The 13,338-nt window shown below is 37.8% G+C and carries 10 protein-coding genes; 2 read left to right on the forward strand and 8 right to left on the reverse strand.

What is annotated here, in order from left to right:
* Positions 1–152 precede the first annotated feature (152 nt).
* On the forward strand, positions 153–2,867 hold the full coding sequence (gene gyrA / locus FY048_RS00455) for a DNA gyrase subunit A (RefSeq protein ID WP_446089742.1): 2,715 nt from the start codon (positions 153–155) through the stop codon (positions 2,865–2,867).
* A 50-nt stretch (positions 2,868–2,917) separates the two neighbouring features.
* Here gyrA and FY048_RS00460 read toward each other — a convergent pair whose 3' ends face one another.
* The 8 genes from FY048_RS00460 to FY048_RS00495 form a co-directional block, all read right to left on the reverse strand.
* A complete protein-coding gene (locus FY048_RS00460; RefSeq protein ID WP_446089743.1) occupies positions 2,918–4,564 on the reverse strand; it encodes an ArnT family glycosyltransferase in 1,647 nt (548 codons plus the stop codon).
* Positions 4,565–4,573: 9 nt separating this feature from the next.
* Positions 4,574–4,954 (reverse strand): GtrA family protein, encoded by a 381-nt coding sequence (locus tag FY048_RS00465; RefSeq protein WP_446089744.1) that lies wholly within the window; start codon positions 4,952–4,954, stop codon positions 4,574–4,576.
* Positions 4,954–5,934 (reverse strand): glycosyltransferase family 2 protein, encoded by a 981-nt coding sequence (locus FY048_RS00470; protein ID WP_446089745.1) that lies wholly within the window; start codon positions 5,932–5,934, stop codon positions 4,954–4,956. The genes FY048_RS00465 and FY048_RS00470 overlap by 1 nt, the downstream gene beginning before the upstream one ends.
* Positions 5,931–6,725 carry a ChbG/HpnK family deacetylase gene (locus FY048_RS00475; RefSeq protein ID WP_446089746.1) on the reverse strand — a complete coding sequence of 265 codons (795 nt, stop codon included), beginning with the start codon at positions 6,723–6,725 and terminating at the stop codon, positions 5,931–5,933. The genes FY048_RS00470 and FY048_RS00475 overlap by 4 nt, the downstream gene beginning before the upstream one ends.
* A 259-nt stretch (positions 6,726–6,984) precedes the next feature.
* Positions 6,985–8,076 (reverse strand): A1S_2622 family ABC transporter permease subunit, encoded by a 1,092-nt coding sequence (locus FY048_RS00480; RefSeq protein ID WP_446089747.1) that lies wholly within the window; start codon positions 8,074–8,076, stop codon positions 6,985–6,987.
* Positions 8,073–9,203 carry an ABC transporter permease gene (locus tag FY048_RS00485; protein WP_446089748.1) on the reverse strand — a complete coding sequence of 377 codons (1,131 nt, stop codon included), beginning with the start codon at positions 9,201–9,203 and terminating at the stop codon, positions 8,073–8,075. Before FY048_RS00485 ends, FY048_RS00480 begins: the two co-directional genes overlap by 4 nt.
* Before the next feature lie 3 nt (positions 9,204–9,206).
* Positions 9,207–10,328, reverse strand: coding sequence for an HlyD family secretion protein (locus tag FY048_RS00490; protein WP_446089749.1), 1,122 nt, complete (start codon positions 10,326–10,328; stop codon positions 9,207–9,209).
* 12 nt (positions 10,329–10,340) lie between these two features.
* On the reverse strand, positions 10,341–11,828 hold the full coding sequence (locus tag FY048_RS00495) for a TolC family protein (RefSeq protein ID WP_446089750.1): 1,488 nt from the start codon (positions 11,826–11,828) through the stop codon (positions 10,341–10,343).
* Between the two features lie 385 nt (positions 11,829–12,213).
* Between FY048_RS00495 and serC the strand changes: the two genes are divergently transcribed.
* Positions 12,214–13,293, forward strand: a complete 1,080-nt coding sequence (serC, locus tag FY048_RS00500) for a 3-phosphoserine/phosphohydroxythreonine transaminase (RefSeq protein WP_446089751.1) — start codon at positions 12,214–12,216, stop codon at positions 13,291–13,293.
* Positions 13,294–13,338 lie beyond the last annotated feature (45 nt).

Consider the following 13,338-nt stretch of genomic DNA (forward strand, 5'->3'; position numbering starts at 1 on the left):
GACCCTGTAGATTCCATACATTCCAAAGCACTTTTGTGCTATACTATACAGCTATATTTTTTTCGATTTTAGTTCAGTTTTCGGAACTAAATTTTTTGCAAGATCAAGACATATAAGCAGATAGAAATTTCTATCTGTAAGAAGGAGTATGCATGAGCGTATCGGAAATCCGACCGATTGCCATTGAGGATGAACTCAAGCATTCATATTTAGATTACGCGATGAGTGTAATCGTATCTCGTGCATTGCCGGATGTGAGAGACGGTCTGAAACCTGTTCACCGTCGTGTGCTATTTGCCATGCACGAATTGGGCAATGACTATAACAAAGCCTACAAGAAATCTGCACGTGTTGTTGGGGACGTAATCGGTAAATATCACCCTCATGGTGACTCAGCTGTTTATGAAACCATTGTACGTATGGCTCAGGACTTTAGCTTACGTTATTTATTGGTAGATGGTCAGGGTAACTTCGGTTCGATTGATGGTGATAGCGCAGCTGCAATGCGTTATACCGAAGTCCGTATGACTAAGTTGGCGCACGAACTTCTTGCAGATCTAGAAAAAGACACTGTTGACTGGGAAGATAACTACGACGGATCTGAGCGTATTCCTCAGGTGGTTCCGACACGTGTTCCAAACTTGTTAATTAATGGTGCTGCTGGTATTGCTGTTGGTATGGCAACCAACATGGCACCACACAACATGACAGAAGTTGTGAACGCATGTTTAGCCTATGCCGACAATCCGAATATTTCGATTGAAGGATTGATGGAATATATTACTGGTCCTGATTTCCCTACAGGCGGTATTATTTATGGTAAATCAGGTATTGTTGACGCTTACCGTACAGGTAAAGGCCGACTACACATTCGTGGTAAATACCATTTCGAAGAAGATGAAAAGACAGGTCGTATAACTATCGTCTTTACTGAAATTCCATATCAAGTTAACAAAGCAAGAGTTATTGAACGTATTGCCGAGTTAGTTAAAGAGAAAAAACTTGAAGGTATTTCAGAGCTTCGTGATGAGTCTGACAAAGACGGTATGCGTATTGCGATTGACTTGAAACGTGGTGAAAACGCAGAAGTCATTGTAAATAACTTATTCTTAAATACACAGCTTGAAAACTCTTTCAGCATCAACATGGTTTGTCTTGATAACGGACAACCAAAATTGATGAATTTGAAAGATATTATTGCGGCATTTATTCGTCACCGCCAAGAAGTGGTAACACGCCGTACCATGTTCGAATTGCGTAAAGCACGTGAACGTGGTCATATCTTGGAAGGCTTAACTGTAGCCTTAGCCAATATTGATGAAATTATCGAAACCATTAAAACTTCTGCTAACCCAGCTGAAGCTCGCGAGCGTTTACTTGCAGGTGAGTGGGCTGGCGGAGGTGTTGTTTCTTTACTTGAAAATGCTGGTGCTATTTCTGTTCGTCCAGATGAGATCGAAGGTGAAAACCCAGATCGTCCATTTGGTTTAACTGAATCAATTTACCGTTTATCACCAACGCAAGTAGGTGCAATTTTAGAATTGCGTTTACATCGTTTAACGGGTCTTGAGCAAGATAAATTACATGCAGAATATACTGAAATTTTAGGTCAAATTGCTGAACTTACAGCAATTCTTAATGATTTCAATTTGTTGATGGCTGTAATTCGTGAAGAGTTAGCACAAGTACTACAACAGTATGGTGATGGACGTCGTACAGAAATTATTGAATCGCGTATTGATTTCAGTCGTGAAGATCTAATTCCTGAAGAGCAAGTCGTATTAACTGTTTCGCAAACAGGTTACGCAAAAACTCAACCACTTTCTGACTATCAGGCTCAGCGCCGTGGTGGACGTGGTAAGTCTGCAACTTCAATGAAGAGTGATGACTTTATTCAACATCTCATTGTAGCTTCAAACCATGCGACTGTGCTGTGCTTTACTAATGTAGGTAAAGTCTATCGTCTTCGCGTATTTGAAGTGCCTCAAGCATCACGTGGTGCAAAAGGCCGCCCGATTATTAACTTGTTACCTTTAGATGCGAATGAAACTGTAACTGCTATCTTGCCGTTAACCGAGTTCCCAGAAAACCATTACGTATTTATGGCGACAGCTTCAGGTACGGTTAAACGTGTTGATTTAGAGCAGTTCGCCAACATTCGTTCAAATGGCTTACGTGCAATTGAACTGAATGAAGAAGATACCTTAATTGGTGTTGCGATTACTGATGGTAATCAGCAAATCATGTTGTTCTCAAATGAAGGTAAGGCAATTCGTTTTGCAGAAACCGACGTGCGTTCAATGGGCCGTACTGCTAAAGGCGTCCGTGGTATGCGCGTTAGCATTGCAAGCAGCATTTTAAGCGAAGAAGATGCAGAAATTGAAAATGATGAATCTGATGATAACGACGATTCAGCAGATTTAGCTGTAGTAAGTCGCATCGTATCGCTTGTCGTTGTGCCTGAAACGGGTGAAGTGTTGTGTGCGAGTGCCAATGGTTATGGTAAGCGTACTCCTGTAAATGACTTCCCAACCAAAAAACGTGGTGGTAAGGGCGTTATTGCAATTAAAACAAGTGAACGTAATGGTGAGCTTGTAGGTGCAGTATCTATTGATGAAAGCAAAGAACTGTTACTTATTTCTGACGGTGGTACATTAGTTCGTACGCGTGCTGCAGAAGTTGCAATGACTGGCCGTAATGCACAAGGTGTTCGTCTGATTCGTTTAAGCGAAGAAGAAACTCTAGTGGGCGTTGTGTCTATTGACGCTGTTGAAGATGAAGAAGAATTTCTCGAAGGAGAAGTGGATACTTCAGAAGTAGATGGTGAAGATGCAGTTTCTACGAATGACGATGTGTCAGAAGAGTAAGTTTTAATTAAATAAAAAAGGAAGCGTAAGCTTCCTTTTTTATTGGCAGTTTATTTTGATTTATGAAAGATAAACACGTCATAATTTCGATAATGTAGCGTTTTAACAGATGGATCTTTAGCCGCAAAATTATGAGGTTGGCTGATGACAATCAAATCTTGCTTTTGCGTTAAAGCATCTTGAAGCTGTTGCTCACTCCATAAGTATTGTTTGCGTTGTGGTTCAAACAACAAACCATCTTTAATTTCTAAAGATGCACTATCAGAATGCACTGTATCCCATTGATTTACAATATATACAGGCTGTTTTAGCTGTAAAAGAAATGGAACATCATAGAAATAGTAATTGTAGAAAACTATTTTTGTTGATGGGGTTATGTACTCAGAAAAACTCGTTTGTCCCACATTATTTTTGGTATCTAAAATACGAACGGCAAAAGGAACTGAACTACACAGAACAATTAAACTGATAAAAATATAGTTCAAATAGTTTAATTTTTGATTTTTATATAACCAGATTAAAGTCAGCGGAAGCACAATTAAGAGAGCGCCAATGGTATAAATAAATACGGCTTGGTTTTGGAAAAAGGGTTGATGCGCACCCATGAAATGCGGTGTAGCAGTAAGACCTATTCCGACAAGCATAATAAATATAGGTAAACCATAAACCTGTAATTTGGTTTTATAGTCACTTTCAAGTACTTGGTTGATAACAAGAGCCAAGAAAACAGCGAGCGGGGGCACAGCAGGTAAAATATAGCCAGCTAGTTTAGACGGAGGAATAGAGAAGAAAACTGTGACAGAAATAAACCACCATACAAGTAGGGCAAGTAAAGCGGATTGCTTGTAATTTTGAAATACGGCTTTAATAGATTGAAATCTACTCGCAAAAATCCATGGTAAAAAACTGACAAGTAAAATAAGCAGATAGAAGCACCATGGTTGCTTATTATTAAACTCTTTTGAGCTAAATCGGCTAAATTGCTGGTCTATAAAGAAATAATGTAAAAATTGCGGGTATTTAAGTTGAACTGCATATAGCCATGGACTAACCAGTAATATAAATAGCAAAATCCCCAAAGGGTTAAGCAATGAAGGGATTTTTTTCCATTGTTTGGTGTAGAGCAACCACGGTAAAAGAATCATGCCAGGAATTAATACCCCAATCAGACCTTTACTTAAAAACGCAGCAGCACCTGCAAAATACCCTAAAAATAAAATAGATTTACGTGCTGAAATTGTGAAATCAGCAAAACATAAAACACTGACGGTAATCCATGAAGCAAGGAGTAAGTCATGATTAATATATTCACTGCTACCAAAAAATAGTAAATTGGTGCCTAAAATAATGGCAGTAAGTTGTGCTACACGTTCTGAAATGTGCTTTCTAACGAATAAGAACAGGCTGACGAGCATGAGTGTAGCTGCTAGCACAGGAACTAATCTCAACACCCAAATATGCATACCGAAAAGTTCCATAAATATAGAACTTAACCAGTGTAATAGAGGGGGCTTATGCATAAATGGCAAGCTATTGATGCGGGGAATCAACCAATCTCCCGACTCAAACATAGATCGACTAATATCTCCGTAGCGTCCTTCATCTGGCACAGAGAGAGGTCTTATCCAAGACAAAACAAACAGCCAAATCGGCAAAAATATTAATAAAAATTTGGAACGACGAAGCCATTGCTGCATACATAATCCTTAATGTTGAAATGCAAAAAAGCGGTTAAGCAAGAAAGTCACAATTGAAGTCAGGACAATAGCCACACAAACTAATGTTGAAACAGGGACGCTGAAATACAGATTAGAAAGCAAGAGAAAACTCTCATTAAATAAAAAACCTAATCCAGCGACTAACGTAAATTTGGGTAATGTTTGTCGATGAGAAATATGCTGAGCTTTAAAAGTAAAAATACGATGCCCAAAATAGCTCACCCAATAGGCAAGTAGAAAGGCGACTAAATTGGCGTAATGCAATGCAATGTTTCGTTTAAACAAGAGCATGACAATACTGTAGTGCGTAAGTGCCGCCGCGGCCCCAGTCGTGGTAAACCGCGCGAGCTGAAAAATATGTGCAAACATTAGAAACTAGAGAACGTATTTTCGGAGTGAGTGATTGGGTGTTCTTGCTTAATACGAGAATGTTCGGTTGAAACAATATATTTTGGTCGATTTTTAACTTCTGCATAAATTCGGCCAACATATTCCCCTACGATACCAATAAACAGTAACTGAATACCGCCCAGTAGAGTCATGCCTGCGGCAAGTGTGGCCCAACCAGGTACAGAAATTCCTTCAATCAGGGTTTTAATAATGATCCAAACACCATAACTCATAGCGCCTAAAGCCAATAGGGCACCTAGATAAATACAAATCCGCAAAGGTAAATCTGAAAACCCAGTTAAACCAGACATTGCCAGATTGAATAATGACTTTACGTTAAAACTAGAACGACCATGTTGACGATCTTGCTCCGAGAAATTGATCCCAATACTTTTAAAACCGACCCATGCATAAAGGCCTTTCATATAGCGATTTTTTTCTGGTAGTTGTTTAATCGCTTCGACAACTTTTGCGTCAAGAAGTCTGAAATCACCAGCATTTTCGGGAATATCAATAGGAGAGCTTAAGTTTAATATACGATAGTAACCTTGAGTTAAGGTCCGTTTTAACCATGATTCAGTAGTGCGATTACGAATGCCATAAACCATGTCATAACCATTTTTCCAAAGGTTAATCATGGTTGGAATTGCTTCAAAAGGATGTTGAAAGTCAGCATCAATCAGTAGTGCAACTTCACCTGTAACATGATCTAAACCCGCGCTTAAAGCAGCTTCCTTACCAAAATTTCGTGATAATTCCAGCACAACTAAAGGATAATCTTCAATCATCGTTTGTAAGATCGGAATAGTATCGTCCTTGCTTCCATCATCGACCACTATGATTTCATAGCTAAGATTTTGTTGTTTTAAGCTGTTTGCTAAAGCTGGAATAAATGTCTTTAAATTCTCTGCTTCGTTATAAGCGGGAACAACGCAGGATAAAAAAGGTTTTGTGCTCATTGCATTGCCCCTAGTCTGGTAAGTTGGATGCCATTTTTTTGGCAATCAAGAGGGAACTGATCAGAACAAAAATATTGGTATTCTTGGATGCGTGCATGCTGGATTGGATCTTGCTCACTTGGTGTAGAAAGTGAGGGATGGCACATAATCAGTAAGTGGTCTTTTGCTTGAGCAAGCCAATATTGATTCAGTTCGGCATAATCAGTTTGTTTAAAGTCATAGATACCAGCGAAATATTCATTTTGGCTAAACTGGTAGCTTTGGCATGCTTTTGCTAAGGCATTTGATCCAAGTGCAGAAAGCATATGAGTTTTAAAACGATAATGAGGTAGATAAATTGGATGTTGTAAATTACGTATCCAACCAGTGAAATTTTTCTCTTTTAAAAGTTGCAGCAAAATATCCCGTATAAATGGAAATTGATGAATATGTTGGTGTCCATCAATAAAATCGGGTTGCTTTCCCATGACTGAAACAAATGCATCCCATTGTTCTTCAATACACTGGGTAATTAATTCACGATTAAGATTTGATGACCATGCACGAAGCATAAGTGCAGGTAATGAAAAAACTGTATTACCTGAATTGAATGCATGGGTAAAATTTAAATGTAAACCAATATCAATTTGATTCGAAAAAGGTTTAAGTTTGGCAGCAGCAGTTTTCCATAGTTCAGATTGGGTCATACATGAGGTAGCTTGAAGTGCACCTCTTTCAATTAACTGAATAATTGCACTGGATATCTCTGCATTCATTGCAAAGTCATCTGCGCAATAACATACCTTTGCCATATAAAATTCCGTCATAGAGCAGGGTAGTAGAGTTACCCTTTTAGGCTGCTGAAAAACTAAACAGTTTTACTATGTAGAAATTTCCTTAATTTCAACTTAAAGTTTTTTTAAGGTTTTATGACAATTGTTACCAATTAATAATTTGAATTTATTAGTTTTTTTATATTTTTATGGTCAATAGTTTTTAAGAAATGACTTTTAACTATCAGATTTTATAGTAAATAAAAATATATTTTATGCTCCAAGTTTAGAAAACTCTTCACTTGGAGGCTTTTAAACGTGAATATGCCAAGATTAAAAAAATAAGGCCGATTGTCGCAAGAAAAATCAGTTTTGGTACAACCGTGGCTAAAGGAACACCCATCTGGTTAAGTTGCACAAACATTTGTACCCCATGTGTTGATGGTAAACACCATGCAAACCATTGTAACCATTCGGGCATTGCTTGATGAGGCCATGCAGCGCCTGTCAGTAAGAATAGGGGAACAGAGCTAAACACAATAATATGTCCAGCACGTTCTGGCATATCTAAAAGTGAGCCAATCAGCATGCCTAATCCAATCACACAACTAATAAAAATAGGAACGGCGACTAGCAAACCAGTAAAGTTCCCACCGTGTGGATAGTCGTTTAACCACAAGGTAAAACCGAAGAGATAAAAACACCCTAAACAGCCAATGGTAAATATACTTGCGAAAATTCCAGCAAAGCGAACACCTGTAATTTTTTGGTGTTGTTCACGGTAGCTTGCAATTAGCATCGCTAAACCTAGCACAATCGTTTGATGGATAATTAAACCTGCAACAGCTGGAAAAATATAACTTCCATATCCTGAAAGTGGGTTAAATAAAGGGACTTGATGAATAGAAAGGGCCGGTTGGAAATGTGTGCGCTCTCCAAATCTTTCAATATATTCTTTTAATGTGGTTTCAATGGATGTAGCTAAGCCTAAACCAATTTCTTTAGTTTTTAAAAAGTTGGTTGTGCTCAGATATAAGCCAATCCCACCTGTTTCTCCGCGGCGTAGGCTCTGTGTTAAGTTATTGGGTAAAAGCAAAATACCATCGGCCTTTTGTTCACGAACCATTTGTTCTGCTTGTAAGAAATTGCTTGTAATGGTAACAATATGAACATGCGGACTATTTGCACTTTGACCGATTAATTGAGAGCTTAAGAGGCTTTGCTCTTCATCAACAATCACGATTGGAATTGATTCTGCTCGCTCAGCTTTATATGCAGTAGGGTAAAAAAAACTATAAAGAATGACCGATAAAATCAGAGTTGTGAAAACTGAACTATTCCCTACAATATCTTTAAAAGTTTGCAAATATGCATTTAAAAACTCTTTCATTGTACTGCTCCCCGAATTAATTTTTTAAGAAGCAGACAACTTAAAAAGAAGTAAAAAAGGCAGTAGCCAATGAGTATTAAAAAGGGAGCCATTGAAATGAAAACTGGACTTCCAATCACCCATTGTTCAGTTTGCAGCTTGGCATAAGGGGTATAGGGAATAATGAGTGACCAAAACTTGGTAAAAATAGGGGCATTATTCAAAGGAAGAGTAACGCCTGCGAAACTTAAAGATGAACCGCCATAGACAGCGATAAAGCCAAAAGTTTTACTTAAATTTTTGGTTGCTAAAATAACTGTGCTGCTAATCAAAGCGTAGGCGAAATAAAGTAGAAACTGTGCGCATAGCAATAAGCCAAGAGAACCCGCTACAAACCAGCCACGGATTTCAACCAGCCAGAACATCCATAACCATGTCCAGAAACAGAAAATAAGGCTATAAAGCAAATTTTTAGCCAATAAACCTTGAATAAAACTTTCTCGGTTTGCCCAAGTGGTTAATGTGCCACGTTTAAGTTCTTGTCCAATAGCAAAGGCAACACAGCAGCATAGCAACAGATGTAATACGGCTGGAACCATGAAGGGTTCTAAATAAAACTCATAGCTCATGCTGGGGTTATAAAGCGTTGAGATTTTGACATGAGCGGTAGGAACATCTAAATAGGGAATATTATTGGCTAAATAACTTTGGCCTGCGTAGTCTGCTAAAGCATTGAGGGTACTGACCAACATTGCGGAGGAAATCGTGTTCCCGACACTAAAAAAAGACTGGTTAAATGCAATGCTGATTTGAGCATCTTGCGCTTTCACAAAGCGTTTTTCAGCGCCGTCTGGAATGAAAACATAGCCCCATATTTTAGTTTCGTTAAGTAATTGTTCCGCTTCAGTGGAGCTTGCCGTAATTGTTTTAATCTCTACCGTATGATTCAACGAAAGATACTTTTCAATATTACGGCTGAGTTCACTTTGGTCCTGATCAATAATCGCAATCGGTAAGTGTTCAGCTTTACCTGCGTAAAACATGCTGCTAAACATAAAAATGATAAAAGCGGGGATGAGTGTCACCATACACAAATCCCATTTATTGCTTTTTAGATAGTTTAGTTCACGTAATAGACTGGCAAACATGCTTTATTTTTCTTCTTTAATTTTAAATAGAACACTCATCCCAACTTTTAAATCTTGCACTGGACGCTCAGGCACAAGATGCAGTTTAAAGCTACGAATATCATAGCCCCCAGTCTGGCGAGTCGTTTTTATGGTGGCAAATTCACCTTCAGCATCTATATTCTTAATTTTAAAATTCACATTCTGATTAAGTGCTGGAATGAATCCTTCAAGGGTTTTATTTTTATAAACAGAGGCATATTGATTTTCACCTACATTTAAACTCACCCATAAATCATCATCTTCTAAAATGCTGACAACAGGTACACCCATAGCAACTAGCTCAGAAGGTTTACCATAAGTTTTTGAAACTGTACCTGAAATAGGAGAGAGTAAACGTGTTTCTTCCTCTAGCGCTTTTGCTTCGCCTACAGCTGCTTTTGCAATTTCAACCTGTGCATCTGCTGTAGATTTTTGTTGGCTCGTACTGCCACGTTTTGCACGAGCATATTGTTGATAAGAGGCTTCACTTAATTCTTGAGCAGAGGTCTGTGCTGCGAGCATTTCATCTCGTCTTTGACGCGAAATGACACCTTGTCTATATAAATTTTCACCACGCTGGTAAGTTGTTTTTGCAAGGTTTGCTTGTGCTTTCGTGCTTTGCCAGTTGGCATAAAGAGTATCGATATTTTCTTGTTGAGAACCGCGATCTACCGTAGATTGAAATGCTAAAGCAGATTGTAAGGTAGCCAAAGCCTGTTGCTTTTTAGCTTCTATTTCCGGGCTAACCAAACGAACAAGTGGCTGGCCTTTGGAAATTTTCTGGCCTTCTTGTACATAAATTTCTTCAATACGACTCGGAACTTTTGTACTTACGTGAATAGTTTCGGCTTCAACTCGGCCTTGTAGTTCAATAGGCTTTGGCTGATAACTTTTCCACAAACCAAAAATAATTAAACCTAATAGGGCAATAATGATTACACCAATAATCAGTTTAATTTTTGAATTTTTAGGTGGTTTAGAGTCACTTTCATTTGTGCTTGATTCTTGCTGATCACTAGCTTGATCATCTTTTTGAACTTGGTTGGTTTCTGCTGTATTCGCAACAGGAGCATCTTGTTCTGAATGAGCTGAGTCTTGATTCATTTTGTACTCCCCTTAACGAATATAGTCGGTATGTGGTTGATTAACGTAAGCTTTAAACTCATCAATTGAGCCGTGACTTTGTAGTAAAGTCGCGAGTGACATGACATATTTATACGCATTTAAAGCCATTTCAGTTTTTAATGCACTTAATGCATTTTGAGCATCAATCACTTGGGTTGCTGTACCCATTCCTTCACGAAAAGAAAGTTCTTGGATACGTAGGTTTTCTTGAGCGGCATTTACGTTTCTTTGTAAGAGCTGATGACTTTGCTGAGCAGAGTTAAGTTCGTTATATGACTTATTTAAAAGAGCTTCGATCTCTTGTTTAGTTCGTTCAGTCATGAGTTCAGAAGCATAGCGCTTCAATTCGGCAGCGTGAATATTCTTATTTTTATCTACACCTGAAAATAGGTTGTATTTTGCCATTACACCGACAATCCAGTTTTCATTTTTATCAAGAGCATATTCACCAAAGGCAAAAAGACTTGGTTTATTTGCAGCTTGTTGAGCTTGAATATTTACATTAGCCAGTTGAGTATCCATCTGCATTTTTTGTACAAGGCTAGATTTTTGAGAATAACTGGTTAAAAGTGATTCTAGAGTTTGGCTTGGCGTGTTGTTTACAAATAATGGTGTACTTAAATCTATATTATTTTGTTGATGTAAAAGATTATTAAGACTAAAACGGCTGGCATTTAAGTTAGCTTGAGTATTTTGTAAAGTACGTTCTGCATTATTACGCGCTACTTCAAATTGCATGCGTTGCCCTTTACTAATAAATCCTTGTTGTTCGAGCTTTAGGGCATTGCTGTAATGTTTTTGCATCGCATTAAAGTTAAATAAACTACTTGCGACCAGTTGCTGCTGTAATTGGACATTAAAATAACTTTGTACCACTTCAAACCGCTGTATATCTTGTTGTTGCTGGCTTGAAAGCTCTGAACGCTGTGCTTGAATATTTGCTATTTTTTTTGCACTTGTGGTTAATCCACCTGTATAGAGTGGCATAACGACTGAAATAGAAGGGCGTATAACCTGATCTTCAATAGTCAGATTCGCATAATCTGGAAATCGATTTATACCATCATGGATAGTTTGATTTGCGCCTTCTTGAACTTGTCCCAGCACATCTGATGGAATGACATTGTTCCACTGTGAAAGTTTATCGTTGAATCCTTGACTTAAATCATTCTCAAGCTTTTGTTTAAAAGAGGCGAGGGGTACGTCTGTTTCGCTATGAAAGGCATATGCTCTAACATTTAAATCAACTCGAGGTAATCCGAGTCCTTTCACTGCTTCAGCTTCTAGTTGAGACGCTTGCTGCAAAGCTTGATTAGCTTGAGTGCTATAAGAACTTTTCAAAGCTTGTTGTTCTGCTTCAGCATAGCTTAAGCTTTGAGCATATAAATGATTTGTGAAAAAAAGTCCTAAGGCCAAAGCAAGATGCTTGGGTTTAAAGAAAAAGGGGCAAATAGACTGTCTATATCGATGTACTGGCATTTTAAATAACAATTTCTGGCATCCCTTATAGTTTAAATTTCTTGTTATTAAATTCAATTATCATCTTGTTTCTTATACATTTGTATAGAAACAAGATAGTTTAAGCTCCCTTTAATTCTTAAATATTATAAAGCCCATATTTTGTACTAAATATCAAAGTATGTGAAATCATAATCACAAGTCAAGTTGATCTTTACTCAATGAAAATGTTTTAAACTGATAAAATCACAAATGAAAGCAAAGAAATAAATACAACAATAATTGAAAAAATGATCCTAAATACAGTCCAGCATTGAAATATTTACTTGAGAAGCTGCTGCAAGCTTAAGCAATCTGTGGTTAAATGCCATTTTTATTGTGTTTGACTTTATACAAGGGAAAAATCATGCGCGCGTACAATTTCTGTGCTGGTCCTGCTGCATTACCTACTGCCGTTTTAGAAAAAGCTCAACAAGAAATGTTGGATTGGCATGGTAAAGGTCTATCCATCATGGAAATGAGTCATCGTAGTGCTGACTATGTTGCTATGGCTGAAAAAGCTGAGGCAGATTTACGCAAGTTAATGAATATTCCAGAAAACTATAAAGTACTGTTTTTACAAGGCGGTGCGTCATTACAATTTTCTGCGATTCCTTTAAACCTTTTGGGTAAGAACAATAAAGCTGATTATATTGATACTGGCATCTGGTCTGAAAAAGCGTTAAAAGAAGCAAAACGTTATGGCGACATTAATGTTGTAGACGCTGGTATTAAAGTAGATGGTAAGTTCGCAATTTCTGAACAAAGCGAATGGAATTTATCTGACAACGCAGCCTATGTACATTATGCAGATAATGAAACGATTGGTGGCTTACAGTTTGCAGGAATTCCTGATGTAAAAGCGCCACTCGTTTGTGACTATTCATCAAGTATTTTATCTGCTCCATTAGATGTGACCAAGTTTGGTTTGATCTATGCTGGCGCACAAAAAAATATTGGTCCTGCTGGTTTAACAATTGTCATTATTCGTGATGACTTACTTGATCAAGCTAAACCAGAAATTCCAAGCATCTTGAAATATGGTGACCAAGCGAAAAATGGTTCTATGGTTAATACACCATCAACTTACGCTTGGTACTTGTCTGGTTTGGTATTTGAGTGGTTGTTAGAGCAGGGTGGGGTAGATGCTATCCATAAGATTAACCTTGAAAAAGCTCAATCATTATATGGTTATATCGATTCAAGCGATTTCTACAATAACCCGATTGCAATTCCGAACCGTTCAATTATGAATGTACCGTTTACCTTGGCAGATGAAGCTTTAGACAAGCAATTCTTAAAAGAAGCGGAAGCAAACCATTTGTTGAATTTAGCTGGACACCGTTCTGTAGGTGGTATGCGTGCAAGTATTTATAATGCTGTGCCATTAGAAGGCGTACAGGCTTTAATTAGCTTTATGGATGATTTTGCAAAACGTAATGGTTAAGCAAATCAAATAAATAAAGCCCTCAAATGAGGGCTTTATTTTTGA

This window comes from Acinetobacter sp. 1124_18A (assembly GCF_052824995.1).

Bases quoted from the DNA above. Each gene is read 5' to 3' on its own strand.
- gyrA (WP_446089742.1), top strand. From the start codon at position 153: ATGAGCGTATCGGAAATCCGACCGATTGCCATTGAGGATGAACTCAAG.
- FY048_RS00460 (WP_446089743.1), bottom strand. From the start codon at position 4,564: ATGCAGCAATGGCTTCGTCGTTCCAAATTTTTATTAATATTTTTGCCG.
- FY048_RS00465 (WP_446089744.1), bottom strand. From the start codon at position 4,954: ATGTTTGCACATATTTTTCAGCTCGCGCGGTTTACCACGACTGGGGCC.
- FY048_RS00470 (WP_446089745.1), bottom strand. From the start codon at position 5,934: ATGAGCACAAAACCTTTTTTATCCTGCGTTGTTCCCGCTTATAACGAA.
- FY048_RS00475 (WP_446089746.1), bottom strand. From the start codon at position 6,725: ATGGCAAAGGTATGTTATTGCGCAGATGACTTTGCAATGAATGCAGAG.
- FY048_RS00480 (WP_446089747.1), bottom strand. From the start codon at position 8,076: ATGAAAGAGTTTTTAAATGCATATTTGCAAACTTTTAAAGATATTGTA.
- FY048_RS00485 (WP_446089748.1), bottom strand. From the start codon at position 9,203: ATGTTTGCCAGTCTATTACGTGAACTAAACTATCTAAAAAGCAATAAA.
- FY048_RS00490 (WP_446089749.1), bottom strand. From the start codon at position 10,328: ATGAATCAAGACTCAGCTCATTCAGAACAAGATGCTCCTGTTGCGAAT.
- FY048_RS00495 (WP_446089750.1), bottom strand. From the start codon at position 11,828: ATGCCAGTACATCGATATAGACAGTCTATTTGCCCCTTTTTCTTTAAA.
- serC (WP_446089751.1), top strand. From the start codon at position 12,214: ATGCGCGCGTACAATTTCTGTGCTGGTCCTGCTGCATTACCTACTGCC.